Raw genomic sequence first — 23,900 nt, 5'->3', positions numbered from 1 at the left:
CCGCGAGCGCGACGATCAGTACCGGCCCTGCAGGTAGTCGACGAGCTGCTCGCGTTCGGTGGCCAGCTCCGTGATCTCGCTCTTGACCACGTCACCGATGCTCACGATGCCGATCAACCGGTCCTCGCTCACCACCGGCATGTGCCGGATGCGGTGTTCGGTCATCACATCACGCAGCGAGGACACGTGGTCGTCGGGCCCGCAGGTGCGTACCCGGGCGGTCATGATCTCGGCGACCGGACGGTCGAGCAGTTCGGCGCCGTGCACCGCGAGGCGGCGAACCACGTCTCGTTCGGACACGATGCCCTCGATCGTCGCGCCGTCGGGGGAGACGACCACGGCACCGATATTGCGGTCGGCCAGCACCGTCAGCAGCGCGCGCACGGTGGTGTCCGGTGGCACCGTCGCTACCGCTGTGCCCTTGCTTCGCAGAATCTCCGCAATCCGCATACGCCGCCACCTGTGCTCGCGCCGACCGTCCGTCTCCAAGCATGCCCCGCTGGTACGGCTGTGACCAGCACGAAGACGTCACGACCGCGCTATTCGTCGTCCAGGCCCGCAGACAGATAGGCCGCCGCGGCCAGCCATTGGCGGCACTGTGGGCCGTGGATGTCGTGTTGACGCAGCATCTCGCGAGCCTGCCGATAGGTGAGCCCGTAGGGCTCGTCGCTACACGCGGAAACCGGCGCTACCTCTGCCGCGAGGCTGCGCGGGAGCTCGAGCCCGGCGGTGCCGGCCGAGACCCGGCGGGGTGGTCGATACGGAATGCTCATCGCAGGCCCCTCGTGTCCGGTGGGCCCGGGCCTGCCCCAGCTCTTGACGAGCGGGCCCCGGGGTTGATCTTGCCCCGAGTCTATGGGCGCGGTGATTGCAGATGCAAGCACATCGGAGATCTCATTCGGGGCGTTGCGGCGGCCGATGGCTCTGTGGCCCTTGCGAATTCAGGGGACTGGACGTCACTTTGCGAACGCCACCCGTCCCCTGAGCGCGAGTAAGTACCGACCGGTGCGCAACCGCAGGCTGCGTGTTAATGTCCGCATCGCGCGAAGCGGATGCAAGAACGTTTGTGCGTGCATCTGCAACTTTCACTCCGATGGACATCACACGAGAACAGGGAGTAATGCATGTCCGCAATGCACCATGATCAGCGCGAACGGCCCGCCGACCACGCCTGGCGCAAGAGCACGTACAGCAACGCCAGCGGCAATTGCGTAGAGGTTGCCGCCGTGTCCGACGGGTCGGTAGCTGTGCGCAACTCGCGCGACCCGCGTGGCGCGGTCATCTACTACACACGCCCGGAGATCGATGCATTCATCCGCGGCGCCAAGGCCGGAGAGTTCGACGACTTGACCTGCTGATCGGTAAGATCGCGAGTCATGACGGCTGAACCCCACGAGATCGGTCGTGTACAACCGATCGTCGACCGTGGTCCCACTGTGCTGCGCATCGCGCTCGGTGGGCAACTGCGTAGGTTGCGGGAGAGCAAGGGCATCACCCGCGAGGCCGCGGGGGAGGCGATCCGCGGCTCCCACGCCAAGATCAGCCGACTCGAGCTGGGCCGCACCGGATTCAAGGAACGCGATATCCGCGATCTGCTCACGCTCTACGGAGTCACCGACCCCGTAGATCGTGAGGCGTTCTTCGATCTGGCCAGGCAGGCCAACGAGCCGGGCTGGTGGCACCGCTACAGCGATCTGCTGCCGTCATGGTTCAGTACCTACCTGGGGCTCGAACAGGCCGCGAGCCAAATCCGCACCTATGAGACCCAATTGGTACCCGGCCTGCTGCAGACCCCGGAGTACACCCGGGCGATCGTCACCGTCGGCCTCGACGATGCCGAGACCGAGCGGCGCGTGCAGGTTCGTCAGCTGCGCCAGGACGTGCTGCGGCGGGTCGACCCACCGGTGGTGTGGGCGGTGATCGACGAGGCCGTGCTACACCGGCCGGTGGGTGGGCGCGAGGTGCACCGGAATCAGTTGCGTCATCTGATCGAACTGTCTTTGCTGCCGAACGTCACCGTGCAGGTGCTGCCGTACTCGGCGGGCGGGCACGCGGCGGCGGGCAGTTCGTTCAGCATTCTTCGCTTCGCCGAGCCGGAGCTGCCCGACATCGTGTACCTGGAGCAACTCACCAGCGCCCTCTACCTGGAGCGCAGGCAGGATCTCGCGCTGTACCTGTCGGTGATGGATCAGCTCAGCGTGCAGGCCGCGCACCCCGACCGCTCGCGCGAGATCCTGCGGGAGTACGCCGAGCGGGCCTGAGTACGCCAGGCGGGCCGCAGCGCCGCTTCCGTTCGCCGGAAGCGGCGGCCGGCCGATTCAGTAGCGGATGCAGCCGGATGCGATACGCCAGAACGTGTCCGGGGTCAGCACCTGCAGGTCCCAGTCGTCGGCCAATTCGTGGGCCGTGGTGACGATGCGCTCGATGTCGAAATCGTTGCGGGTCGCGGCGCCGGTGGATTCGACGGCGTCGATGACGAAAGCGACCGCGGTTTCCCTCGAGGGGTGGGTGATCGCTGCGCGATCAGCGAGGCCGAAACGGCCGGTGGTGTGGTTCATGTGAACGCCCCTGTGTCTAGGCAGTGGCAAACCCGAGGCAACTATAGCCCCAGGTGTGCCGCTCGCGGCCTCCCCTGACTATCCCCTGAATTGTGTTGCGGCCCTGAGTTTAGGACGGAGACACTTTCAGATGCAAGCACATCTGCACGATCGATTAGGTCTCGATTCGGTGCTCACCCCGGCTTCTGGGCGGCGAATCCAGCTCGGCGCCACCGGATTCGCACACCGTCCGCGCCGAACAGCGGCGTGACCGGCGCTTCGGCGGCGTACCGGTGGGCGGCAGCCGGTGCCCAGCACCCGGCCTGCACGCCCATCGGCCCGAAAAGTCTTGACCTGGTTAATTTTCGGCTAATGAATCGCGGCGACGGCCGCCTCGATCGGATCCTGCCCCGAAACCACCTCGAGGGTGCGCCGAAAAGTGTTGTCGGCGACCAAGATCGACGCGAGCGTCGCGGCCACATCGGCACGCGGCACCTCGGCGCGCCCGACCGGCGGTGGTCCCAGCGTGATCAGACCGTTGCCCTCGGCGTCGGTGAGCATGCCCGGTCGCACGACGGTCCAGTCCAGCGCGCGGGCCCGCAGATCGTCCTCGGCCTTGGTCTTGGCATCGATATAGGCGGCCCACACCTCGTCGGTCCCCGGCGCGGGCGGCTGACCGGCACCCATCGTCGAGATCTGCACGAACCGGCGCACCCCGGCCCGGTCTGCCGCGTCGGCCAGCTGGACCGAGCCGCCCAGGTCGACGGTGTACTTGCGGTCCACGCCGCTGCCCGGCCCCGCGCCCGCGGCGAACACCACCGCATCCGACCCGGCGACGGCGCCGACGAGATCGGCCGGGTCGTCACGTTCCATGTCGTGGATCACGGGGACGCCGCCGGTCGCGGTGATGTCGGCGGCCTGGGCGGGATCGCGGATGAGGGCGTGCACCTGATGGCCGTCCCTGGTGAGCAGCCCGGCCAGTAGCAGGGCGATCTTGCCGTGTCCTCCTGCGATGACAACGCGCATAACCTGTGCTCCTTTCGCCGCGCGGCGCGGACCTCAGCGTTCCGGGCCGCCGGGATTGCAGTTCGCCGAGACCGTGGCCGAATAGCCGACGGCCGGTCGCCACGGTTCGAGGTTCCAGCTCGTCTTGTCCGGCGCAACCATCCTCGCCCACACCCAGTGGCACAGGAACTGGTCACGCATTCCCGGCGAGTCGGCCGAGGAGTCGAGGGCGAGCACTTCCTGCCAGGCCGTCTCGTCGGTGCCGGGTGCGGCGGTCTTGCGACCCGCCACGGTGGGGAACACGAGCAGGCGGGGGCCGTCGACATTGCTCGTCCAGCGGACCTCGTCGATGAGCGGCAGTCCGGCGTACGGGTCGACCGTGGTGGTCGGCGGTGCGAGGGTGACGGCGGTGCGCTGGGCGGTCGTGGTCGGTGCGGCGGTGGTCGGCGCGGCCTGCTCGGCTTCCTGCGAACCGCAACCGGCCACGGCCAGTGCCGCGACGGCCACGGCGACCGGGTACTGCCACCGTGTCACGCGCGCCTCCTGTGTCCCTGCGATCGGGACACGACCGCCGCACCAGCCTAGTGCGACGGTCCAGGGTTCAGTGCCACAGCGAACGGCACGGCAGCCGGCGCAGGCCGGGTTCCACTCGTCCGTCGACCGTCACCAGCAGACCCGCGTGCACGGCGGCGGTGGTGAATTCCCAAGCCTCGGACTGGGTTGCGGCGTATTCGAGGACCATCGCGTCCTGCGGAGTCGGCCCGTCGAAGTAGACGGTGATCCGCCGAGTCGGTATGTCGGTGTGGTCGAGGGGGTGACCGGCGGCGGCAATGTTCGCGTCGATGGGAATCATGGCGTGCTCCTTCTGCCCCGGCGCTGGTGGGCGCCTTGCTACTCGACGGTAGGGCGCTCGACCATGAAGGAGAACATGTTCCGGACGCGGCTGGAGAATTCACAAACCGCCTGGTCCGGAGCCGGTACTTTCTCCGAAGTATCGAGTACGTGCGGTTGTTGCGATCCGGACGCGGGGCGTGCACGAGTCGGGAACGACGGCCGTGCGCCGATGCGGTGGGACGTACCGTGAGAACACTGACGACGGCGCGCAGGGGAGGTTTCGCCGCGGCTTCGAGTACCGCATCGCCGGGTGTCAGGTCACGAGTCCGATGTGCCACCCGAAGGCGTGTGAGTGCCATGAGATCTGTGCGTGTCCTGCTCTGTTCGCTACTGCTGTTGTGTCCGCTCGCCGTCGGCACCGCAACCGCCGAACCTCTGCCCCCGGCCGCGCCGGGAATCCTGCCCGATCTGCAACGCTGGATCGATCAGGTGCTGCCTTCGCCGATCCCGTCCGGTGCGGACACCGACCCCGACGCTGAGCTCGCCGCGTTGCGGGCGGCCGTAATGCCCTCTCCCGTGGGCGATCCCACCTTCGATCACTGGCCCGACGGCCTGGCCGAGCTGGCGCCCGGTGACCTCGTCGAGGTGCGCGACATCACCGCCGTCGCGGGCCCGCTGACCCTGCTTCCCGTGCGGTCCGCGCATCTGCTCAAGTTCCGCACCTCCGACGCCCACGGTGCCCCGTCGTTCGCGACCGCGACGCTGATCGTGCCCGCCACCGAGTGGACCGGTCCCGGCGACCGCCCGGTGTTGGTGAACAACCTGCCCATCGACGCGCTCGGCCTGTCCTGCACGCCCGGTTACACGTTCACACACGGGCTTTCGCCGAAATCGAGCGCCACCGAGTTCCTGCCACCGACCACCCAGCTGGCGGTGCTCCGCGGATACGCGGTGCTGATCCCCGACCATCAGGGCCCCCGAATGGCTTACGCCGAACCGTATGTCGCCGGACACGCAGTGCTGGACGCGATCCGGGCCACCAGGAATGTCGAGCCGCACACCTACGGTGCCAGCCCGTTCGCGATGACGGGATACTCCGGCGGTGCCATCGCCACGCACGGCGCGGCGAAGCTGATCGGCTCCTACGCACCGGAATTGGCCGAGGTGATCGTCGGTGCCGCCCTCGGCGGCGTGCCCGCAGACTTCGAGATCCTCGCCCGCAGCATGAACGCCAATCTGGCTTCGGGCATCTTCATGGCCGCGACCCTCGCGGTCGGGCGCGAGCGGCCCGAAATCCTGGCCGCCATGAACAATCTCGGCCGCTGGGTGGCGACCTCGGCGATGAAGGACCAGTGCGTGAGCATCTTCGCGCTGCCCGGCATCCTGCACCTGCCCATCGATGTCGGCGCCAATATCGCCGACCCCCTGCGCTCGGACCTGGCCGCCCGGATCTACGAGGTCACCCGGATGGAGGGAATGCGTTCGGCCACACCGCTCTACGTCTACAACGGGGAGCAGGAGTTCTGGATCCCGGCCGAGGGTGCGCGCAATCTCTATCAGGAACAGTGCGAACTGGGCGCGACGGCGGTGTATCGCGGGGTGCTGGGCGAGCACATCGTCGGTGCGGTGACGGGATATCCGGAGGCGATGCTGTGGCTCGACGAGCGGCTACGGGGGATTCCCGCGCACAGCGAATGCTGAGGCCCTTTTTCCGGCCGAAATGTCGGTGTTTCAGTGCTCGGTCAGTGTGAACGGCCGAATGTTCTGGGAAGTATCACTATTTCGCCAGTTTGGCGTCCCGACCTGCGGGATCGTCGTGGGGAAAAGTTCCTGTGTGCCGTCATGGGGCCCGTCGTGGACGGGTGGTGAACTACCCAGAACACCACGGAGAAACGAAATGCCGTGAATTCCCGGGCTTATGTTCGGTGCGGTTTCGACAAGCCATTCGTATTCCCGATCGAAAAAGGGGACACGAATTATCGAATCGCACAGGAAGATACGCCAACGATGAAATCTCCCAGTCGCCGACGCACGCTGCAGACAGCGATGCTCACCGGCGTCAGCGCGCTCGCCGTGGCGCTCACCGGCCCAGGGGCAGGCGCGGCCCCCAACGACGCGCCGACCGAACAGGCTCTCGCCGAGATCATCGCCGCGGGCCGCTCGGTGGCCGGCCCCAGTGGCTCGGCCTGCAACTCCGGTAGCGGCACCGGCTCGGGCAACGGCTCCGGCGACTGCTATGGCGGCTCGGGCTCCAGCTCGGGTTCCTCGGGCGGCTACTCCAGCGACACCGTCGGCGTCGGCCCGGCCCAGACCTCGTTCCTCGCGGCCTTCGCCTACGGCCTGGGCAACGGTGACGCGGCGCCTCCCGGCGCCAACGACTGGAACTGCAAGCCCGCCGACGGCGACCGCCCGCTGGTCATGGTGCACGGCACCTGGATGAACGCCTACAACGGTTACGCGTTCATGGGCCCGGAGTTCAAGAACGCCGGGCTGTGCACCTTCACCTTCAACTACGGTCGCTCCAACCTGATCGAAGGTGGCGGTCTCGGTTCGGTGCTGCCCGGCGTGATGGGCACCGGCTACATCCAGGACTCGGCCGATCAGCTGGCCCTGTTCGTCGACCGGGTCCTCGCGGCCACCGGTGCCGACGAAGTCGACATCGTCGCCCACTCGCAGGGTGGTTCGATGTCGAACTGGTACACCAAGTTCGACGGCGGTGCCGACAAGGTGAAGAACCTGATCACCTACGGTGCCACCCACCACGGCACCAGCCTCGACGGCATCGGCGCCCTGGGCCGCATGATCAACAACCTGGGTATCGACATCCTCGGCTTCATCGAGATCTTCGTCGGGCACGCCGGTATCCAGCAGACCATCGGTTCGGACTTCGTCAACCAGCTCAACGCCAACGGCGACACCGTCCCCGGCATCGACTACACCATCGTCGGCACCCGGTACGACGAGGTCACCAACCCCTACGATCTGACCTTCCTGAAGCAGGGCCCGGGCTCCACCGTCCGCAACATCACCCTGCAGGAAGGCTGTGAGCAGGACGTCTCCGACCATCTCACGATGATGTACTCGCCGCGCGCCCTGTCGATCGCGCTCAACGCCATCGACCCCGGTCATCAGATCGTGTGCACCTTCAACCCCTGGCTGGTCGGCGGTGGCGGCAGCCTCTGATCCCGAGTGAAACGGGCGCTGCCCGGGGAATCATCCCCGGGCAGCGCCTTTTTCGTGGATCAGACGGTGGTGCGGTAGCTGCGCGCGACCAGTGCCGAACGCAGGTACCACAGTCCCGACGGCTGGGTGGGGTCGAAACCGGTGAGCTGACCGATGCGCTTGAGTCGGTAGTCGACGGTGTTGGTGTGCACGTGCAACACCCGCGCGGTGCGCTGCCGGTTGAGGTTGTTGGCGATATGGCGCTGCAGGGTTTCCAGCAGTTCGGGGAACTGGTCGAGCGGGTCGAGCAGCGAGCCGAGGAATTCGCGACCCGGCCCCGGCCGGGTGAGCTGGTATTCGAGCGCGAGTTCGTCGAAGCGGTACAGACCCGAGGTGACCTCGAGGCGCTGGACCATGTCGAGCAGTTCGTGGGCCTGATCGGCGGCATCGGGAATGCCGGTGGTGCTCGTCTCGACCAGCGCGGCCGTGATGCCGACCTGTGCGGCCTGGGAGAGCTGAGCGACCAGAGCGGTGAGGCCGTCGCGGTCGAAGGTGTCGGCGGGGATGAGTACGGTGCCGCCGTCGACACTGAGCAACGACAGCGCGGTATCACCGCAACGCTTGGCCAGCTCGGCCTGCACGCGGCGCAGCTTGCGCCGGGCCACCACCTTCTGATCGAGCGCCGGGTTCGCCTCTTCGCGGTGCGGCGGAATGGACAGCGCGAGCACGGCGTACTGCTCGGCGATGGCGATGCCGCATTCGCGGGCCATGGTGGAGGTGCTGTGCCCGCCGAGCAGCGCGGAGGTGAGGGTGTGCACCGCCGTGTGATGCTCGCTGACCACACCGCGCAATTCGCGCACATAGGCCAGCGAGACCTGGCAGGTGATGGTGTCGAGCATTTCCATCACCATCTTCACGCCGTCGACGAGGTTGTCGTAGTCCTTCACCGACGCGCTCGAGACCACCAGGTCCAGGCCCATCTTGAAGCCCTCGGCGATGGAGTGGTGGATGGTGTCGATCGGCACGCCCTCGCGGGCCCAGCCGCTGGCGGCGTCCTGCAGTCGCTGCAAGGTACTCGGTATATCGCGGCCGTCGAGCATGCTGACCGCGAATTCCAGGCAGATGCGGGTGATGGTCGTGACGTCGCCGGTGATCGCGTCGCCCGGCAGCGTGCCGCACGGGGCGACGTTTTCGACGAAATGTCCTACCATCTGCCGTGACAACGCCCGGACGTCTTTGAGGGGAGACGACATCGGCCGCCCCGAGATCGTGAGCGATTGTCGTGGTGGATTGTGTACGGACATCTGAAGTTCCCTTCGCCTGATTTCGGCTGTCCCCCCGCTGTCCAGCCTGTTCACCCTAGCCAAGGCAGGCCCGATCCGGAATGAAACGCCGGGTTCTGGGTGACGTTCGCGTGTCCACCACCCGATGTTGGTGGGCCGTCACAAGGGTGGTCCCGGTGGCATCACAGGTTGTAGAGTTCAGCGCGCCGGAACGAACCGATAGGGGCACCACCATGCGACCTGCCGTCCGTTGTCTGGTCTGGGAACTGGACGAAACCCTGTGGGACGGTGTGGTCCACGACGGGACCAGCGCCGCGCCACGCCCACCGGCGTTGCGCACGTTGACGATGCTGAGCGACCGCGGCGTGCTGCATGCCGTCGCGGCCCGCGGCGACCGCGCACGCACCATGCGCACGCTGTATCGGCACGGGCTCCACGACATGTTCTCGGCGGTCGAGATCGGCTGGGGACGCAAATCGGCCGCGATCGTGCGGATCGCGGGCACCCTTGGGCTCGGGCTCGAGGGCATGGCGTTCATCGACGCCGAACCCGTCGAGCGCGCCGAGGTCTCGCGCTCGCTGCCGATGGTGCGCTGCTACGCGGCACGCAATGTCGACATGCTGCCGCTGCTTCCCGACTTCCGGCACGACCTGCGTTCGGGTCCGATGCCGACACCGCCACTGGGGTTCGAGCGGGTTCCGGCCTTCTGACCAGCGGAAATCCGGGACTTCGCACTGACGGCAAGCGTGCATCGACTGCCGAAATCATGAGGCCAGCAGCGACAGCGTGAACCGCTCCGGAGTCGCGGACACGTCGTAGGCCGCGATTCGGCCCTCGCACACCTGGAAGGTCAGCACGAAGACCGGCCTGCCCGCCCGTGCCAGCACCAGGCCGGGCCTGCCGTCGACGAGAACCAGGACCGCCTCGCGCGAGCGTTGCCGCAGCGCGACCGCGCCCTCGGCCACCGCACGGGCGCCGCGGACCACCGCGGCCATCCCCGGTGTGAGCGCCGCCGGATCGGCGGTGCGGACCACATCGGGCGCGAGAATCTCGAGCAGCGCGACGAGGTCACCGCCGCGCGCGGCCCGCAGGAACGCGGCAACGGCCGCGCGCTGCTCGACGAGATCGGCCGTGCTCATCGCGGCCGGTGCGTTGACCCGGTGCCGGGCCCGGCTGGCGAGCTTCTTGGTCGTCGCGGGGGTGCGCCCGAGTATCGGCGCGATCTCGGCGAACGGGACCGCGAACAGGTCGTGCAACACGAACGCCACCCGTTCCTCCGGACCCAGCGCGTCGAGCACAACCAGTACCGCACGCTCCACCGAATCCGTTTGTAGCGCTTCGGCTTCCGGACCGGCATCGGTGGTCGGGAGTTCCACTTCGTCGGCGTGGGTCTCGGGGCGGCGCGCACGGGCCCGCAACAGATCGAGGCACAGCCGGGACACGACGGTGGTGAGCCAGCCGTCCAGGTCGGCGATCACCGCGTCGGTCCTCGCCAGGCGCAACCACGCCTCCTGCACCACGTCCTCGGCCTCGGCGGTGGCACCGAGCATCCGGTGCGCGAGGCGGCGCAGCCGGTCACGGCGCTGCTCGAACATCAGCGCGAGCGAATCCGCGCGCATCGGTCACCTTTCGGGTTCGCCGGTCGTCACCGGGAAAGACGGCACTTCGCCGTCGTCGCCTTGCTGTCTCCACTGTGGCAGAGGCGCTCGTCCGCCGAAAACGGAGGAATCCATGAACACCGCTTACGTCGTCGTCACCGTGCTCGCCGCGCTGGCCGCTCTGCTCGCCTCGGGAATCGACGTGTTCCGCGCCGACTGGGTGCGCGAGAACATGCGCGAGTACGGGCTGCCCACCTGGGCGCTGCCACCGCTGGCCGTCATCAAGGCCGCGGGCGGTATCGGTCTGCTCGCGGGGCTGGCCTATCGGCCACTGGCCGTGGCCGCCGCGGCCGGGCTGGTGCTGTACTTCATCGGCGCCGAGATCACCGTGCTGCTCACCCGCTGCTACTCGCACGTGGCCTACCCGCTGCCGTATCTGCTGCTCGCGGGCGCCTCGCTGACGCTGGCCGTGGCGTGAGACCGGTGGTGGCGTGCCGTGCCGGCGCGCCACCACCGTCGTCTCAGGCGCTCGCCAGGATGAAGTCGGCGGCCTGTTCGCCGATGAAGATCGCCGGCGCGTTGGTGTGCCCACGGATGATCAACGGCATCACCGAGGCGTCGGCCACGCGCAGACCTTCGACCCCGCGCACCTTCAGATCCGGGCCGACGACGCTGGCGGCGTCGGTGCCCATCCGGCAGGTGCCGACCGGGTGGTACAGGGTGTGCGAGAACTTCTCGATGGTCAGCGCGATCGTGGCCTCGAGATCGTCGGGTGCCTGCGGCGGGTAGATCAGCGGCCCGAGCGTGCTCTTGAGCGCCGGCTGGCCCGCGAGCCCGGCGCACACCCGCAGACCGGCGGTCAGCGCGGCCAGGTCGGCGCCGTCGGGGTCGGACAGGTAGCGCGGATCGATCACCGGCTTGGCCGTCGGGTCGGCCGAGGCCAGACCGATCCGGCCACGGCTGCGCGGACGCAACAGGATGGACCCGAGGACCACACCGTGCTCGGTCGCCTCCACGAGACCCTCGTGGTAGAACGGCGCGGGCGCGTAGATCAGCTCGAGGTCGGGGTGCTCGAGCTCGGGTTCGCTGCGCACGAAGCCGTACGCCTCGCCGACATTGGAGGTGAGCATGCCCCGGTGCCGCACCACGTAGTTCAGCAGTTCCAGCGGCTTCTCGGCGGTGTACAGCGAATCGGACTCCACGCTGTAGCCGAGCGCGGCGATCAGGTGGTCCTGCAGATTGGCGCCGACCTCGGGGGAGTGGGCGACCACATCGATGCCGTGCTCGGTGAGCTGTTCGCGGTCACCGATGCCCGAAAGCTGCAGCAGCTGTGGGCTGTTCACCGCGCCGCCGCACAGGATGACTTCCTTCGCGGCGGTCACCACATGGGTCTGCCCCTCGTGCAGGAACTCGACCCCGGTGGCCTTGGTGCCCTCGAACAGCACCCGGGTGGCCAGGGCCTCGGCCCGCACGGTGAGGTTGGCGCGCTTCATCGCGGGCCGCAGGTAGGCGTCGGCGGTGCTCCAGCGCCTGCCGTCGCGCTGCGTCACCATCGTCTGGGTGAAACCTTCGGGCGCCGGACGATTCGCGGCCTCGAGTTTGTGCCCCGCCTGCCGGGCCGCCTCGAGGAAGGCGTGGGTGGAGGCACGCGGGCTGCGCTGGCGCTGCACGTGCAGCGGCCCCTTCGCGCCCTCGTCGGGGAACTGCGCGTCCTGTACGTTCTCGATCTTGCGGAACTGTTCGACGGCCGAGGCGAAGTTCCACTTCTCGCCCGCCAGCAGCCCCCATTCCTCGTAGTCGGCGCGGAAACCGCGCACCCACATCATCGCGTTCATCGACGACGAGCCGCCGAAGGTCTTGCCGCGCGGCCAGTAGATCCGGCGGTCACCGAGCGCGGCCTGCGGTTCGGTGGAGTAGTCCCAATCCCGTTCGCTGCGGAACAGTTTCGAGAACGCCGCCGGAATATGGGCGAACTTGTCGTCGTCGGCGGGCCCCGCCTCCAACAGTACGACCGTGGTGCCCGCGTCGGCGCTGAGCCTGTTCGCGAGCACCGCCCCCGCTGACCCGGAGCCGACGATCACGTAATCCGCGGACGTCCCACCTGCTTGCACTGTCCAACTCCGATCCTGCACTGCATCTGTCGTAGCCAACACGGATACACCCGAGGCCCGCGTGAAAACACCGCGAGCACAGCCTGACTCGGCGTCGGGCCGGGTGCTGCAAGCAGCGTACTGACAGTCGGCGTGCGGTGGGACTCAGTAGGTCCCGGCCGCCGCGGCACGACCCGCGCGGCGACCGTAGAAACTGCCGTCACCGAGCGATGCGCCGCTGACATAACCGCCCGCGCACAGCCCTGACGTGCACCGACCGGCGGCGAACAGCCCCGGAATCGGCTCGCCGCTCACATGCAACACCCGCGAATCCAGGTCGGTGCGCAGCCCGCCCAGGGTGAATCCAGCGGTGAAACCGCGCAGATCGAACCCGGCCAGCGAGCCCTCGATCGGGCGCACCCACTCGGGCTTCTTGCCGAGCAGGGGATCGCTGCCGTTCGCGGCGTGCCGGTTGTAGGTGGCGATCGTCGTCTGCAGGGCCTGCTCGGGCAGACCCATCTCGGCCTCGAGTTCGGCGACCGTCTCGGCGACCCACTTGGGCGGGAACCGGAAGAACGGGGTCGAACTCTCGGTGGCGAGCGCCTCCTCGAGGGAACGTTCGTCGAGGATCAGGAAGGCCTGGTTCTCCTGCCGCAGCAGGGTGGCCTGTCCGATCCGACCGGGGTAGGTGTCCTCGGCGATGTAGCGCTGTCCGCGTCCGTTGACGAGGATGCCGCGCGCCATCATCTGCGGGTCACCGAAGATCGCGACCTCGCTGGCGTCCATGTGGGCCAGTTCGGCGCCGAGTGCCTGCGCCAACCGGATGCCGATGCCGTCGTGCTCTTCGATGGCCGCGCCGGGGCGTCCGCTCAGCTGCGGGGTGTAGCGGTCGATCATCTCGGTGTCGTAGGCGAAACTGCCGGTCGCCAGGACCACGCCGCGGGCAGCCCGGACCGTGATCGGCTTGCCGAACCGGGTCGCGACAAGGCCGACCACCCGGTCATCGGCGTCGACGATCAGCCGCCGGATACGCGTGTCGTATTCGACGGCGACACCGAGCTCGGCGACGGTGTCGGCCAGTGGCTTCATCAGCATGTAGCCGCCGCTGCGCTCGCCGATCTTCTTGTTCGCCAGCTGCGGAACATGCCCGCGCGGTGCGGGTTTGGCGATGTCGAGGAACGGCGCCGCGTTCTCGCCGCCGGAATACATCAGGCCCTCGTCGTGGGGCGGCTCCCAGCCCGGCTCGCCCCAGAACTCCTCCTTGAACGGCACACCACAGTTCACCAGCCAGTCGTAGTGTTCGACACTGCCCGCGCAGTAGTCGGCGATCTTGGCGGCATCGACACCGGGGCCGAGCGCGGCGGTCAGGAAGGTGGCCATGTTCTCGGGGGTGTCGTCAAAGCCGAGCGCACGCTGCAACGCGGTCCCGCCGCCGAGGTAGACGAAGCCGCCCGCCAGCGCGGCGGCCCCACCCCAGCCGCCGGTGCGTTCCAGGATCAGCACCTTCGCGCCCGCGCGCGCGGCTTCGATGGCGGCACACACCCCCGCGATCCCGTAGCCGGCGACGACCACGTCGACCTCGAAATCCCACTGGTCGACGGTGTTCTCGCGCAGGGGCCGGACGGTGTCGGTACGCGGGCTGTTGTCGGTCACGGCTGCCTCCGATGGTGGGTGTGTACCGAAATGGTGCCGCGTGGACGCCCACAAAACAAGAACGTGTTACAGAATTCCCGTCCAGCGGGACACGGATTTCGGCCCGCGGCTCCGGTACGGTGGCGATCGAACCCACGTCGAGAAGAATCTGGTGGTGCACACGTGAGCGCGAACATTCGGGACATCGCGGTAGAGACCCTGGCCGGCGAGCCGACCACGCTGGGCGAACTGGCCGGCGACAAGGCCGTGCTGCTGGTGAACGTGGCCTCGAAATGCGGGCTGACCCCGCAGTACAGCGGCCTGGTCGAACTGCAGAAGAGCTACGGCGAGCGCGGTTTCACCGTGATCGGTGTGCCGTGCAACCAGTTCATGGGCCAGGAACCCGGCAGCGCCGAGGAGATCCAGGAATTCTGCTCGGTCACCTACGGTGTCGACTTCCCGCTGCTGGCGAAGACCTCGGTGAACGGCGACGACCGGCACCCGCTGTACCAGGTGCTCACCGAGACGCCCGACGCCGAGGGTGCGGCCGGTGACGTGCAGTGGAACTTCGAGAAGTTCCTCATCGCCCGCGACGGCTCGGTGGCCGCGCGGTTCCGTCCCCGCACTACCCCGGACGACCCCGAGGTCGTGCGGTCGGTCGAAGCCCAGCTCTGAGCTACTGCGCGTTGGCGAGCAGCGCGTACTGCGCTGCCGCCTGCTTGCGCACGGTTCCCGCTTCCGGCCCGCTCACGAACCCGCCGTAATTCCGGTAACTCACGTAGCAGCGAGTCACCGCGGGCGCGCTGCCGGACGCCCGGCGCTCGGCGCAATACGCACCGGGCACCGCGTCCGGGCCCGGGATCTCCCGCGCGGCGTCGCTGAGTGTGTCGCGCCAGGTCGTGCCGAAGGCGCTCGCGCCCGCCTGGTCCCGGAAGCGAAACAGGGTGGTGGTGTAGGAGTGGGCGACGCTGTCGACGCCACCCCGATCCCATGCGGCGGCCAGTTCGGCCGGTTCGCTCGCCCGGTAGTGCCTGCTCGCGCGGCCGGACCACGCTGCGTATTCGCGTGAGGAGATGGCGATGCGCTGGTTCGGCGGACCGGGAATCAGGGTGCGGCGCAACAGGTCGTCGGGGTCGCGAGGCAGATCGGCGAGCTGTTCGGGCGCGGTCGGGGTGAACTCATCGAGTAGCGGCACCTGCGCGTCGAGGACCTGGGCGACCCGGCGGGCCAGCGCGTCGACATCGGGGGTCGGGTGCTGCAGGAACAGGCTGACCACGATCTCACCGTGCGCGAAGAGCGCGCCGATCGTCTTGATGCCCGGCCGCCAATGTGCGTGTGCGCCGGGGTATCCCGGAATCGGCACCGGCCTGTTGTCCGGGCTCACCGCGAAATCGGTCGCGGCCAGATCGCGTGCGGCATCGGCGGCCGAGCTCTGTCCGGGGAACCGCATCAGGACCACCCGGGTCACCTTCGCGTCGGTGTCGATGGCGGGCACGTTCTTGTCGAAAGCCTGGCTGCCCTGGGCGATATCGAACGCGACGATCATCCGATGTCGTTCCAGTGTGGGCAGATTGACGTTCGAGGCGGCCGAGGTGTCGACCACGCGGCGCGGGGTGTCGAGCACGTCGGTGCCCCAGTTGTAGGTGAGCGCCGGATCGAGATCCTGGGGAAACACCACCGCGCCGCCCATCCGCAACCCTTCGAGGATCGGGCCGTCCGCCGCGGTGCGTCCGATCTCCACATCGGCGGGCGTGGTCGTGTAGCTGCCCACGTCGAGGCCGCGCACGTCGAGTTCGCCGGGAGTCGCGGTGCCGGAGACGGTCGCGCAGCCGGTGAGGAGGGTGGCGAGCGCGCCGAGGGCGACGCGTGTTGTCACAGTGGTGCGGTGGCGAGCCATTGGTCGATCATCTCCTGATGGGTGTGCCCTGGCCAGTACACCTGCAGTAACACGCTCGAATGAGGTGCGGCGTCGAACTGCACCAGCAGCCACGGCCCGTCGGACCCGTTGAATTTCCGCACGGTCACCGGCCTGCCGTACCGTGACCGCACCTGTTCGTTCGCGCCGCTCGGCAGGGAGGCGGCATACCGGTCGGCCGTCGCGGCGTCGGGGTAGGCGAGCACCTGCACTTCCAGCTTCTCCCGGTCGGTGCAGTTGAACCCGTTGTCCCACAGGGCATCCGGGTTCTTCGTCGCGAAACTGCACCGCAGGTCCCGATATCCGGTGCTGTCCGGACCGGCCGGGAGCAGATCGGGGAACAGGGCGATGATGGGGCGACCTGCCGCCCAGGAGTCCATTGTGGTTGTCGTCGGCGCGGCGGTGGTGGTGCTGGGAGGTGTGGTGGTGCCGGTGGTGTCGCGGGATGACCAGAGGACTCCGGCGACGACGGCGGCGATCACCGCGAACGCGGCGGCGGACCATCCGACGAGCGCTCGCCTGGATGTGCCGGGAGACGCGCTCGAGCCGGTCGGCAGGGGAGAGTGTTGTGCGCCGACAAACGGGGTCGTGCCGGTATCACGGAAGGGTGTGGGGAGATGCGGTGCGGAGTTTTCGGCGAGTGGTGTACCGCTGAAATAGGGACGCTTTTGTGCACTCGGATCGGTTGACGGGGCGGCTCCACGGCTGAGTGCTGCTTGTGCGGTGTCGACCATCTCGGTACAGGTGGCGAACCGCTGTCCAGGATCCTTCGCCAGCGCCTTGGCGAAGAAGGAATCCATCGCAGGAGGCAGGCCCGGCGCCAGTTCGGTAACCCTCGGCACCGGCTGCATCAAGTGTGCGCCGATCAGTGCGCCCGCCGTAGTCGCGGTGTAGGGCGGCTGTCCGGTCAGCAGGTGGAACAGCGTGCAGGCGAGGGAATACTGGTCCGCGCGTGGACCGGCCGCCCGCCCGTCGAGGTGCTCTGGTGCGGCGTAACGCAGGGTCGCCACCACCGCGCCGGTCTGGGTGAGCGCGGTGGCCTCGTCGACCGCCTTGGCGATACCGAAGTCCGTGAGCAACACCTGCTGTCGTCCCGGAACACCTTCGCGCAGAAGGATATTCGCCGGTTTCACATCGCGGTGCAGCAATCCCGCCGCGTGCGCGTAGTCGAGTGCCGCCGCCGTCGACCGCGCGATGTGCAGCGCGTGCTCCGGCGCCACCGGGCCCACCCGCAATACGGTTTCCGCGTCGGACCCCGCCACGTACTGCATCGCGATCCACAATCGCCCGCCGTCGCTGCCCCGGTCGTGCACGGCGACGATATTCGGGTGGTCGAGCCGCCCCGCCAGCTCCGCCTCCCGCTCGAACCGCCCGCGGAAAACGGGATCCGCCGCGAACGAGGAATGCAGCAATTTCAGCGCGACCAGGCGCGGCAACCGGGGGTGCCCGGCCGCGTACACACTGCCCATCCCACCCGACCCGAGCACCCGCTCGATCCGATAACCGGCGAACATGTCCCCGGCCCTGAGCTCGTGCATGCCTGCAAACCTAGCTCAGGGACCGCCACCTCGGAGCCCGGCGCCCAGGACCCCGCCACCGCGCCGTCGAGATACGTTCCCTACCAAGCGAATAGATCATCTAGGCTGATTTCGGAAAGGCACCCGTCCGAAATCACGGAGGAATCCGATGTCGCACGCTTCTGCCGCATACCCCAGCTCCGTGCCCGTCGGAGTCGATACAACTCGGGCGAGTATCGCTCGCGTGTACGACGCCGCCCTCAACGGCAAGGACAACTACGAAGTCGACCGCGCCGTGCTGGCCCAGGTCCGCACCGTCGCGCCGCAGGTGAACGACCTGGCCTGGGCCAACCGCGATTTCCTCATCCGCGTGTGCCGCTTCCTCGCCAGAATGGGCATCGACCAATACCTCGATCTCGGCTCGGGATTACCCACGGCGGAAAACACCCATCAGGTGGTGCAGCGGGTGAATCCCGAATCGCACGTGGTCTATGTCGACAACGACCCGTCGGTGCTGACGCACGCGAAAGCGCTACTGGCGAGCAACAGCCGCACCCACATCGCCGAGGCCGACATCTTCGCGCCCCTCGATGTCCTCGGCAACGAGACCGTGCGGACAGAACTCGACTTCACCCGCCCGATCGGGCTGTTCCACATCGGCACCCTGCACCACTACCTCGGTGAAGACGCCCCCACCCTGATGCAGACCTACATCGACGCCCTCCCCGCGGGCTCCTTCGTCGCCATCGCCCACTTCCACGACCCCGAAACCCCGGACTACAGCGAACTGGCCAAGAAGATGGAAGAGAAGTTCATCCACAGCCCCATGGGCAGCGGCCGCTTCCGCACCCGCACCGAAATCCAGGCCATGTTCGGCACTACCACCCTGATCGAACCCGGCCTGGTCCGCTGCGACGACTGGTGGCCCGACGGCCCCCACCTTACCCCTCTGTCCGACGTCCGCCACTGCATCCTCGGCGGCGTCGGCCACAAGCGCTAGCGAGGTGTTCTCCTCGCATCCAGGCAAGCAGGATTGTCTTGCTACGACATGATCAGCCGTGGCCTGGATTCGGGACGTCCGTAGGCCAGTACTCGTGGCAGCACTTCGCGCAGACGTGCCAGCTCCGCTTCCGGCGCGCGTAGCAGCGCCTCGACCACGGCATCGGACAGGCCGAGATCTTCGAGCGCTTCGGGATTCAAGCTCACGCGGAGGACGTCCCCGCTCAACGCCACCTCACGGACACAGCCGTAGGCAGTGCCCTGATCGCGCGTGACGACGCAATGGGTGTCCATACCCAGCGCCACTTCCTGTTCGTCGGGTTCCTCGAAATCGCACATGAGCAATAAAGAGAACCCGTCTTCGTCGCTCGATTCGGCCACACCCGCCATTACACAATCGTCTACGTCTGGATCATCGAGCCCGCACGCAACCAGCGCGGTGAACCTGTATGCCATGCACAGGTTCTAGCACCTCTTGGACGCAACAGGTCCCGCTCATCCTTTGTCGCATCCATCCAGGCCGACTTCGGTCGGTGTTCCGCGGTCCGCACTCGTCGCCCCGGACGGGGCGGTAGGCGCCTACTTAAGACTGGTGGTAGGGCGCTTGGTCCCGGCCAGGATCGAGCTGAGGTACTCGGTGGGAAGCTCCCTAAGCGGCTGCCAGCCAGCAGTAGCGGTGTGGCTCTCTAATGGCTTGCAGCCCAACGGGTTACCGTGCGGGTGTGGCTGAAAGAGAAGGAAGACGTGATGTCCTGTCTCAGAGCACTTTTGATGTCGTGACGATCATCGCACGCTCCGCGTTGGACAAGCCGCGGAACGCGACCATCGGCAGATGCCGGCGTTCGTGACGTCGCTAGTTGCGGGCGTTCACAAAGCTCGACGCCGTTCTACGCCGGAGATCCCCTGGGCGGGACGCCGCCGCCGAAGGGTCGCACCACGCGACACTTACTACGGCGTCTTCCAGACCCAAGGTGACGACGGGACGACCCGGCGAACCGTCGGTCAATTGTCGGTGCTTGCGACGATTTCCACGCCTGCGGCGCGGAGTTCGTCCAGGGCCCGTTCGATGCCCGCGGGCGAAACACCTGCGGACAGGTTTACGAGTACGCGGGTGTTGAACCCGGCGGTGCGAGCGTCCGCGGCGGTGGCGCGAACGCAGTGGTCGGTGGCGATGCCACAGACGTCGACGGTGTCTATACCCTTGGCGCGCAACCAGTCCGCCAGGGCTGTCCCGTCCTCGGTGGTGCCCTGGAATCCGGAGTAGGCGGCGGCGTAGGCGCCTTTGAAGAAGACCTCGTCGATCGGCGCAGTGTCCAGGTTCGGATGGAACTCTGCGCCTGGCGTGTCGATCCGGCAGTGTGGCGGCCACGAGTCGACGAAGTCGGGGTTGTCGGAGAAGTGTGGGCCGGGGTCGATGTGGTAGTCGCGAGTAGCGGTGATCGCGGCATATTCGCTGGCGTGTAGATATTCGCTGATCCTTTCGGCCAGCGCGGCTCCGCCCGTGACGGGCACCGAGCCGCCCTCACAGAAGTCGTTCTGTACGTCGACGATGATCAGAGCTGTGCTCATAACGCCTCCACGAGGTCGGTCCCGCAACGATTTTCGGCCAGTACTCAATGCAGATGGCTATCACCGGCGCACATCGCCGACCGAGGCGGCGATATTGTGCGTTTGTGGACCTGATGTCCGGCGGCACTGCCGGCCGGCTAAGTCGAGCGTCGAGGACCGAGCGACTCACTGCGCGCTCCTCGACTACCACCCGTATCCGATCAGGGCCCGCCAGCTCATCTGACTCAACAGGCCCCTATGTTGTTCGGCGTGCCCCGGCCCGCAGATTGGCGCACGATGGAGGCTCTCACCGTGAGCAGCTGCCTCGGACCCGTAGGCGCTCTCAGCAGGCCGTACTCGTTGATTGCGAGGTCGAATGCGATCACGGCAGTGCTCTCGAATTCACACCAGTACGCTGCGTGGGAATGGATGGGACTTGATACTGCTTGCCGTTTCACCCGTCGAGCAGGTGGGGTAGGCCTGCCCGATAGCGGTCGGCATACGACGCGCTCGAGTGGTTCGAAGACTGGAGGGGCGGCCATCGGGGTACTGGAAGTAGCTCGAGCCGCGAACGTCGGCGTCCCGTCGATGATCCTCTGGCACTTCGGATTACAGGACGCCTGAGTCTGAACGTTCGCACCTGCCGAATATCGGGATGCCCGCGACCAATGACGTTGATACCCTCCGCGCATGTCGGATCGACTGAGCAACGGCGCATCGGGAGCGCTTCGCCGTTTTGCCGGATGGGTAGCCCGTGGATCGGTCGGTCATCCGATGCTGGACGGGATCAATTATTGGGACGAGTTGAAGAACTCACCTTCGCAAATGGAGATCTGCTTCGCCATCTTCGCCAACGTTCTCGAGTTCGATGACCAAGGTGAGCCCCTCAACGAGAAGTACGCCGAACGCCGCGCCGCACTGTGGCTCTATAAGTACTGCAAAGGCGAACTCCCGCCGGGAGAAGTGGACCTGCAGGCCTGGGAAGTCGAACTCTACTGACCACGCGTCCCGGGCTGAATGCGCGGTAATGCCGCTGGGCGGGCGGTCTCGAACGTCTGCATCTGCCGCGCCGCCCGCGCGATCCTGAGGGTCGCAGCACAGCTGACGAATCCACTCGACTGCCGATTTCCGTGAACCGGGTCTTCTACGACGCGGAGTATGCGATCCCGCAGCGGCGTACGGCGAATGAAGAGCTCGCCATCCAACTGGGTCGAGGGCGATGCTGACGGCGTGATCGGGGACCGACGTCGCTTCTTCGAGCAGAAGCGCAGAGTTGGCCGCCGCTGATACCAGGGATCGGTCGGCCGAATCGGTGTGGTCGCAGCTCTGGCCGGTCTTCTTTCCCATGAACAGAGTGTCGATCAGCGATCGGAGCCTAGCGACCAGTTTGTCGGCTGAGATCGCCGAATGAAATGCCCGGTATGCAGAGTGCCGCGCTGTTCGAACCGGCTAGGAGTGGACGCCCAGGCCGGATTGCACCGCTACAGCACATCAGCACACGAGTATCGCTCTTGCCGAGGACCGTGCTGGAACTGGATCAAGGCTGGGTGCAGGCATGTTCGCGATCGAACGAGCCGACACTTCCGGTGCCGGTGGGGAGGTTGCGGGTGGCGTCTGCGTATGCCTCTCCCGGGGTCGCCCCCTTACCGAAGCCCACGATCGGGAACCCTGCGACGATCGCGAGCGGACTCGTCACGACTGCGCCGCAGCCGTCCGCGAACGTCACCATCATCCGGCAGTCGATGATGCCTTGACCCTTGCACGCTCGGTCGGCGGCTCGAATGGCGTCGGCTTCCGTGGGGTGGTTGATCGAAAAGGCGTAGACGTTGCCCCACACGCTGAGGGAAATTGCGCCCCAGTTGACCGGGTCGGCGGCGGCGGGGGGTGCCGCAAGAACGGCAGCGGCGCTAACCGAGAGCGCGGCGACCGCAAAAGATTTGTTGAACATGTGGCGTGCTTCCTCTGCGCGCCGACCAGGGTGCGGCGATCGCTTGGAAGATACCGCAGCGCATGGACTCGAGATCGACCCAAGTCTTGGGGGCACCGCAAAGACCATCACGCAGTGCGGTGTTCGTGATGGATCTGCCGAAACCGATCTAGTCGCCCTTGGCCGCGGGAGCGCCCTCGTCGGCGGCCATCGCCTCGCGCAAAGACGGACGCGGTCAACGATGACGACGAGTGGCCCGGGTCAGAGCCGTGGCTGCGGCAGACTCGGCCCTTGCCGGTCTCCGGGTACACGCCGACGCGACAGTCGATATGTATTGGACCGAGTCCGGGCGACCACTGCGGATTTCCGTCAGCTCCGCCGCTGCATAAGAGGTTTCGGAGGCCATCGACGAGGTCGCCTTGCCGAACACACTCTTCTGCCGCTGGGAGTGCGGCCGGCGAACGACCAATAGTGCTGATGAGCGAGCATGGGCGGCCGAGAGCCCGAGGTGGTGGCGGATCAAGGATAAAGTTGGACACGCTGTGGATCAGCTGCATACGCTCCCATTCATGACCGAGGAAGAGCCGAACACCAGGTACCTCGACGATTCGAAAGTGCTTGCCGCTATCGGTGAATGGTTCGCCCCTCGGGTTCAGCCGGTCTCCGTTCGTTTGCCCCTCGAGTTGGCCGAGGCAGCTGTGGCCGCCTGGAATCGAGACGAAACCGGCGAGATCGGGGAGGAAACCGCAGACCAATACGCTTTACGAGACCGCGCTGCGGAGCTGGCCCTGATCGGGTTGGCAGTCTCCGAACGCGGCCGCCGAGACGGTGAAGACGTGGTGGTAGATCTCCATGCTTCATCCGTCGCAGCCGCGATACACGCAGCCCAGTCCTCAGACGATCGGTGACGGCGCACGGAGGCGCCGAGCGCAGACCGAATTCGTCGTAGGTCAGGCGGTGCTGTAGGCACGCAGCACGTCGAACCATCCGCTATTGCCGCGACCCGTGCGTTCACGAGCGTCGGGATCGGCTCATGCCCGACACTGCTGTCCGATGGCGGCGTAAGCGCTGAGGTCCCACGCTTCGGGGTGCATTGGTTCGCTGACGTGACGGTAGCGGTCCGATCCGATTGATTCGGGTCGCCATCGGTGCGGAGCGACCAACCCTGGTGTGTGTAGGTGGTAGCCGGTGAGCATCGACGCGATGTCGTCATGCGTACGTGGGTGGTAAGCGATCCCGACTGCGCGCAGGGCCTGCGCGGCCGATGTGATGTCGTGGCCGAAAACGTCGGCGGTGATGTGGGTGAGCACCAGCCAGGTCGGGGCCGGTAGCGCGTGGGTCAACGCCGCGATCATCGACGGTGCGTCATCGATGAGTTCGGCGGTGCCGGACAGTATCAACGCTATCGGTGCCGACATGTCGAAGGTTGTAGCAATGGCCTCGACTACGGCGGTAGTGTCGGTGAGGTCGACTTCGGCGGTGCGGGCGTGGTGCCCCGCCATCAGGGCGCGGGCGTGGTTGGCCGCGAGTTGATCGTTGTCGATGTAGAGCGTGCGCGCGCTGCTGGTGTGATCTTCTGCGATGTCGTGGATATTCGGGGTGTGTGGGAACCCGCAGCCGAGTTCGACGAACTGGGTGACCCGGTGGTGGATCAGGAGATGGGTGACGGCGCGGCGGGCGAATCGGCGGGATTCGGTGATCGCGGGCGTGATCTTGTTGGCCGCAAGTTTTTCGGCGACCACGTCATCGACGGGGTAGTAGTCCTTACCGCCGAGCAAGGCGGAGTGAACGCGAGCGCGGTTGGGGCTGGACGGGTCCAACATGACGCGCTGTGGGCGGTCTGTTGTGCTCAC

Annotated in this window: 27 protein-coding genes; 10 read left to right on the top strand and 17 right to left on the bottom strand. The window is 67.1% G+C overall.

The window, feature by feature from the left end:
- Nucleotides 1-15: 15 nt before the first annotated feature.
- Both AB0F86_RS08685 and AB0F86_RS08680 read right to left on the bottom strand, forming a co-directional pair.
- Nucleotides 16-450 carry a CBS domain-containing protein gene (locus tag AB0F86_RS08685; RefSeq protein ID WP_225279725.1) on the bottom strand — a complete coding sequence of 145 codons (435 nt, stop codon included), beginning with the start codon at nt 448-450 and terminating at the stop codon, nt 16-18.
- Between the two features lie 89 nt (nt 451-539).
- Nucleotides 540-773 carry a hypothetical protein gene (locus tag AB0F86_RS08680; RefSeq protein ID WP_067638762.1) on the bottom strand — a complete coding sequence of 78 codons (234 nt, stop codon included), beginning with the start codon at nt 771-773 and terminating at the stop codon, nt 540-542.
- 360 nt (nt 774-1,133) lie between these two features.
- Here AB0F86_RS08680 and AB0F86_RS08675 point away from each other — a divergent pair, with 360 nt between their 5' ends.
- Nucleotides 1,134-1,358 (top strand): DUF397 domain-containing protein, encoded by a 225-nt coding sequence (locus tag AB0F86_RS08675; RefSeq protein ID WP_067490288.1) that lies wholly within the window; start codon nt 1,134-1,136, stop codon nt 1,356-1,358.
- A gap of 18 nt (nt 1,359-1,376) precedes the next feature.
- Nucleotides 1,377-2,261 (top strand): helix-turn-helix transcriptional regulator, encoded by an 885-nt coding sequence (locus tag AB0F86_RS08670; protein ID WP_181697057.1) that lies wholly within the window; start codon nt 1,377-1,379, stop codon nt 2,259-2,261.
- A gap of 57 nt (nt 2,262-2,318) precedes the next feature.
- Here AB0F86_RS08670 and AB0F86_RS08665 read toward each other — a convergent pair whose 3' ends face one another.
- From AB0F86_RS08665 to AB0F86_RS08645, 5 genes are all read right to left on the bottom strand, one after another.
- Nucleotides 2,319-2,558, bottom strand: a complete 240-nt coding sequence (locus tag AB0F86_RS08665) for a hypothetical protein (protein ID WP_067638759.1) — start codon at nt 2,556-2,558, stop codon at nt 2,319-2,321.
- Nucleotides 2,559-2,731: 173 nt separating this feature from the next.
- On the bottom strand, nt 2,732-2,872 hold the full coding sequence (locus AB0F86_RS08660; RefSeq protein WP_356982995.1) for a hypothetical protein: 141 nt from the start codon (nt 2,870-2,872) through the stop codon (nt 2,732-2,734).
- A 34-nt stretch (nt 2,873-2,906) separates the two neighbouring features.
- Nucleotides 2,907-3,563, bottom strand: coding sequence for an SDR family oxidoreductase (locus AB0F86_RS08655; protein ID WP_225279726.1), 657 nt, complete (start codon nt 3,561-3,563; stop codon nt 2,907-2,909).
- Nucleotides 3,564-3,596: 33 nt separating this feature from the next.
- A complete protein-coding gene (locus AB0F86_RS08650) occupies nt 3,597-4,076 on the bottom strand; it encodes a DUF2599 domain-containing protein (protein ID WP_356982993.1) in 480 nt (159 codons plus the stop codon).
- Between the two features lie 67 nt (nt 4,077-4,143).
- A complete protein-coding gene (locus AB0F86_RS08645) occupies nt 4,144-4,395 on the bottom strand; it encodes a hypothetical protein (RefSeq protein WP_067638753.1) in 252 nt (83 codons plus the stop codon).
- 338 nt (nt 4,396-4,733) lie between these two features.
- Here AB0F86_RS08645 and AB0F86_RS08640 point away from each other — a divergent pair, with 338 nt between their 5' ends.
- On the top strand, nt 4,734-6,077 hold the full coding sequence (locus tag AB0F86_RS08640; RefSeq protein ID WP_356982991.1) for a lipase family protein: 1,344 nt from the start codon (nt 4,734-4,736) through the stop codon (nt 6,075-6,077).
- 306 nt (nt 6,078-6,383) lie between these two features.
- On the top strand, nt 6,384-7,559 hold the full coding sequence (locus AB0F86_RS08635; RefSeq protein ID WP_067489443.1) for an alpha/beta fold hydrolase: 1,176 nt from the start codon (nt 6,384-6,386) through the stop codon (nt 7,557-7,559).
- A 59-nt stretch (nt 7,560-7,618) separates the two neighbouring features.
- Here the strand turns inward: AB0F86_RS08635 and AB0F86_RS08630 are convergent, their stop codons facing one another.
- The gene (locus AB0F86_RS08630) at nt 7,619-8,842 is read right to left on the bottom strand and encodes a helix-turn-helix domain-containing protein (RefSeq protein ID WP_181697061.1); all 1,224 of its coding nucleotides are present in this window, start codon (nt 8,840-8,842) and stop codon (nt 7,619-7,621) included.
- 212 nt (nt 8,843-9,054) lie between these two features.
- On the opposite strand from AB0F86_RS08630, the gene AB0F86_RS08625 reads away from it, so the two are divergent.
- The gene (locus AB0F86_RS08625) at nt 9,055-9,531 is read left to right on the top strand and encodes an HAD-IIIC family phosphatase (RefSeq protein ID WP_181697062.1); all 477 of its coding nucleotides are present in this window, start codon (nt 9,055-9,057) and stop codon (nt 9,529-9,531) included.
- 54 nt (nt 9,532-9,585) lie between these two features.
- Here the strand turns inward: AB0F86_RS08625 and AB0F86_RS08620 are convergent, their stop codons facing one another.
- The gene (locus AB0F86_RS08620) at nt 9,586-10,440 is read right to left on the bottom strand and encodes a sigma-70 family RNA polymerase sigma factor (protein ID WP_356982989.1); all 855 of its coding nucleotides are present in this window, start codon (nt 10,438-10,440) and stop codon (nt 9,586-9,588) included.
- A gap of 112 nt (nt 10,441-10,552) precedes the next feature.
- Between AB0F86_RS08620 and AB0F86_RS08615 the strand changes: the two genes are divergently transcribed.
- Complete coding sequence (locus tag AB0F86_RS08615; protein ID WP_356982988.1) at nt 10,553-10,897, top strand: DoxX family protein; 345 nt, start codon at nt 10,553-10,555, stop codon at nt 10,895-10,897.
- A gap of 43 nt (nt 10,898-10,940) precedes the next feature.
- On the opposite strand, the gene AB0F86_RS08610 is transcribed toward AB0F86_RS08615, so the two are convergent.
- Nucleotides 10,941-12,530, bottom strand: a complete 1,590-nt coding sequence (locus tag AB0F86_RS08610) for a GMC family oxidoreductase N-terminal domain-containing protein (RefSeq protein ID WP_225279732.1) — start codon at nt 12,528-12,530, stop codon at nt 10,941-10,943.
- Between the two features lie 144 nt (nt 12,531-12,674).
- Nucleotides 12,675-14,162 (bottom strand): FAD-dependent oxidoreductase, encoded by a 1,488-nt coding sequence (locus AB0F86_RS08605; RefSeq protein WP_356982986.1) that lies wholly within the window; start codon nt 14,160-14,162, stop codon nt 12,675-12,677.
- A 162-nt stretch (nt 14,163-14,324) separates the two neighbouring features.
- Between AB0F86_RS08605 and AB0F86_RS08600 the strand changes: the two genes are divergently transcribed.
- Nucleotides 14,325-14,816 (top strand): glutathione peroxidase, encoded by a 492-nt coding sequence (locus AB0F86_RS08600; protein WP_356982984.1) that lies wholly within the window; start codon nt 14,325-14,327, stop codon nt 14,814-14,816.
- Nucleotide 14,817: 1 nt separating this feature from the next.
- On the opposite strand, the gene AB0F86_RS08595 is transcribed toward AB0F86_RS08600, so the two are convergent.
- Together AB0F86_RS08595 and AB0F86_RS08590 are read right to left on the bottom strand one after the other, a co-directional pair.
- Nucleotides 14,818-16,017: a hypothetical protein gene (locus AB0F86_RS08595; RefSeq protein WP_356982983.1), complete on the bottom strand. Its 1,200-nt coding sequence runs from the start codon at nt 16,015-16,017 to the stop codon at nt 14,818-14,820.
- Complete coding sequence (locus tag AB0F86_RS08590; RefSeq protein WP_356982981.1) at nt 16,014-17,594, bottom strand: serine/threonine-protein kinase; 1,581 nt, start codon at nt 17,592-17,594, stop codon at nt 16,014-16,016. The genes AB0F86_RS08595 and AB0F86_RS08590 overlap by 4 nt, the downstream gene beginning before the upstream one ends.
- 148 nt (nt 17,595-17,742) lie before the next feature.
- Here AB0F86_RS08590 and AB0F86_RS08585 point away from each other — a divergent pair, with 148 nt between their 5' ends.
- On the top strand, nt 17,743-18,573 hold the full coding sequence (locus AB0F86_RS08585; RefSeq protein WP_356982979.1) for an SAM-dependent methyltransferase: 831 nt from the start codon (nt 17,743-17,745) through the stop codon (nt 18,571-18,573).
- Between the two features lie 41 nt (nt 18,574-18,614).
- On the opposite strand, the gene AB0F86_RS08580 is transcribed toward AB0F86_RS08585, so the two are convergent.
- Nucleotides 18,615-18,962: an Imm10 family immunity protein gene (locus AB0F86_RS08580; RefSeq protein ID WP_356982977.1), complete on the bottom strand. Its 348-nt coding sequence runs from the start codon at nt 18,960-18,962 to the stop codon at nt 18,615-18,617.
- 612 nt (nt 18,963-19,574) lie between these two features.
- Nucleotides 19,575-20,141 (bottom strand): isochorismatase family protein, encoded by a 567-nt coding sequence (locus tag AB0F86_RS08575; protein ID WP_356982976.1) that lies wholly within the window; start codon nt 20,139-20,141, stop codon nt 19,575-19,577.
- A gap of 669 nt (nt 20,142-20,810) precedes the next feature.
- Between AB0F86_RS08575 and AB0F86_RS08570 the strand changes: the two genes are divergently transcribed.
- A complete protein-coding gene (locus AB0F86_RS08570; protein ID WP_356982974.1) occupies nt 20,811-21,119 on the top strand; it encodes a hypothetical protein in 309 nt (102 codons plus the stop codon).
- A 538-nt stretch (nt 21,120-21,657) separates the two neighbouring features.
- Here AB0F86_RS08570 and AB0F86_RS08565 read toward each other — a convergent pair.
- Nucleotides 21,658-22,068 (bottom strand): DUF4189 domain-containing protein, encoded by a 411-nt coding sequence (locus AB0F86_RS08565; RefSeq protein ID WP_356982972.1) that lies wholly within the window; start codon nt 22,066-22,068, stop codon nt 21,658-21,660.
- 548 nt (nt 22,069-22,616) lie between these two features.
- On the opposite strand from AB0F86_RS08565, the gene AB0F86_RS08560 reads away from it, so the two are divergent.
- Nucleotides 22,617-22,955 carry a hypothetical protein gene (locus AB0F86_RS08560; protein ID WP_356982971.1) on the top strand — a complete coding sequence of 113 codons (339 nt, stop codon included), beginning with the start codon at nt 22,617-22,619 and terminating at the stop codon, nt 22,953-22,955.
- A 123-nt stretch (nt 22,956-23,078) separates the two neighbouring features.
- Here the strand turns inward: AB0F86_RS08560 and AB0F86_RS08555 are convergent, their stop codons facing one another.
- On the bottom strand, nt 23,079-23,900 hold the full coding sequence (locus AB0F86_RS08555) for an SAM-dependent methyltransferase (RefSeq protein WP_356982969.1): 822 nt from the start codon (nt 23,898-23,900) through the stop codon (nt 23,079-23,081).

Origin of the sequence: Nocardia sp. NPDC023733 (genome assembly GCF_040639775.1) — a bacterium.
GTDB lineage: Bacteria > Actinomycetota > Actinomycetes > Mycobacteriales > Mycobacteriaceae > Nocardia > Nocardia rosealba.
Note: the sequence above shows the minus strand (reverse complement) of the source record. Positions and strands in the feature narration are given on the sequence as shown.

Coding starts and splice junctions, on each gene's coding strand:
- AB0F86_RS08685 (WP_225279725.1), bottom strand. CDS start 450: ATGCGGATTGCGGAGATTCTGCGAAGCAAGGGCACAGCGGTAGCGACG.
- AB0F86_RS08680 (WP_067638762.1), bottom strand. CDS start 773: ATGAGCATTCCGTATCGACCACCCCGCCGGGTCTCGGCCGGCACCGCC.
- AB0F86_RS08675 (WP_067490288.1), top strand. CDS start 1,134: ATGCACCATGATCAGCGCGAACGGCCCGCCGACCACGCCTGGCGCAAG.
- AB0F86_RS08670 (WP_181697057.1), top strand. CDS start 1,377: ATGACGGCTGAACCCCACGAGATCGGTCGTGTACAACCGATCGTCGAC.
- AB0F86_RS08665 (WP_067638759.1), bottom strand. CDS start 2,558: ATGAACCACACCACCGGCCGTTTCGGCCTCGCTGATCGCGCAGCGATC.
- AB0F86_RS08660 (WP_356982995.1), bottom strand. CDS start 2,872: ATGGGCGTGCAGGCCGGGTGCTGGGCACCGGCTGCCGCCCACCGGTAC.
- AB0F86_RS08655 (WP_225279726.1), bottom strand. CDS start 3,563: ATGCGCGTTGTCATCGCAGGAGGACACGGCAAGATCGCCCTGCTACTG.
- AB0F86_RS08645 (WP_067638753.1), bottom strand. CDS start 4,395: ATGATTCCCATCGACGCGAACATTGCCGCCGCCGGTCACCCCCTCGAC.
- AB0F86_RS08640 (WP_356982991.1), top strand. CDS start 4,734: ATGAGATCTGTGCGTGTCCTGCTCTGTTCGCTACTGCTGTTGTGTCCG.
- AB0F86_RS08635 (WP_067489443.1), top strand. CDS start 6,384: ATGAAATCTCCCAGTCGCCGACGCACGCTGCAGACAGCGATGCTCACC.
- AB0F86_RS08630 (WP_181697061.1), bottom strand. CDS start 8,842: ATGTCCGTACACAATCCACCACGACAATCGCTCACGATCTCGGGGCGG.
- AB0F86_RS08625 (WP_181697062.1), top strand. CDS start 9,055: ATGCGACCTGCCGTCCGTTGTCTGGTCTGGGAACTGGACGAAACCCTG.
- AB0F86_RS08620 (WP_356982989.1), bottom strand. CDS start 10,440: ATGCGCGCGGATTCGCTCGCGCTGATGTTCGAGCAGCGCCGTGACCGG.
- AB0F86_RS08615 (WP_356982988.1), top strand. CDS start 10,553: ATGAACACCGCTTACGTCGTCGTCACCGTGCTCGCCGCGCTGGCCGCT.
- AB0F86_RS08590 (WP_356982981.1), bottom strand. CDS start 17,594: ATGCACGAGCTCAGGGCCGGGGACATGTTCGCCGGTTATCGGATCGAG.
- AB0F86_RS08585 (WP_356982979.1), top strand. CDS start 17,743: ATGTCGCACGCTTCTGCCGCATACCCCAGCTCCGTGCCCGTCGGAGTC.
- AB0F86_RS08580 (WP_356982977.1), bottom strand. CDS start 18,962: ATGGCGGGTGTGGCCGAATCGAGCGACGAAGACGGGTTCTCTTTATTG.
- AB0F86_RS08575 (WP_356982976.1), bottom strand. CDS start 20,141: ATGAGCACAGCTCTGATCATCGTCGACGTACAGAACGACTTCTGTGAG.
- AB0F86_RS08570 (WP_356982974.1), top strand. CDS start 20,811: ATGTCGGATCGACTGAGCAACGGCGCATCGGGAGCGCTTCGCCGTTTT.
- AB0F86_RS08565 (WP_356982972.1), bottom strand. CDS start 22,068: ATGTTCAACAAATCTTTTGCGGTCGCCGCGCTCTCGGTTAGCGCCGCT.
- AB0F86_RS08560 (WP_356982971.1), top strand. CDS start 22,617: ATGACCGAGGAAGAGCCGAACACCAGGTACCTCGACGATTCGAAAGTG.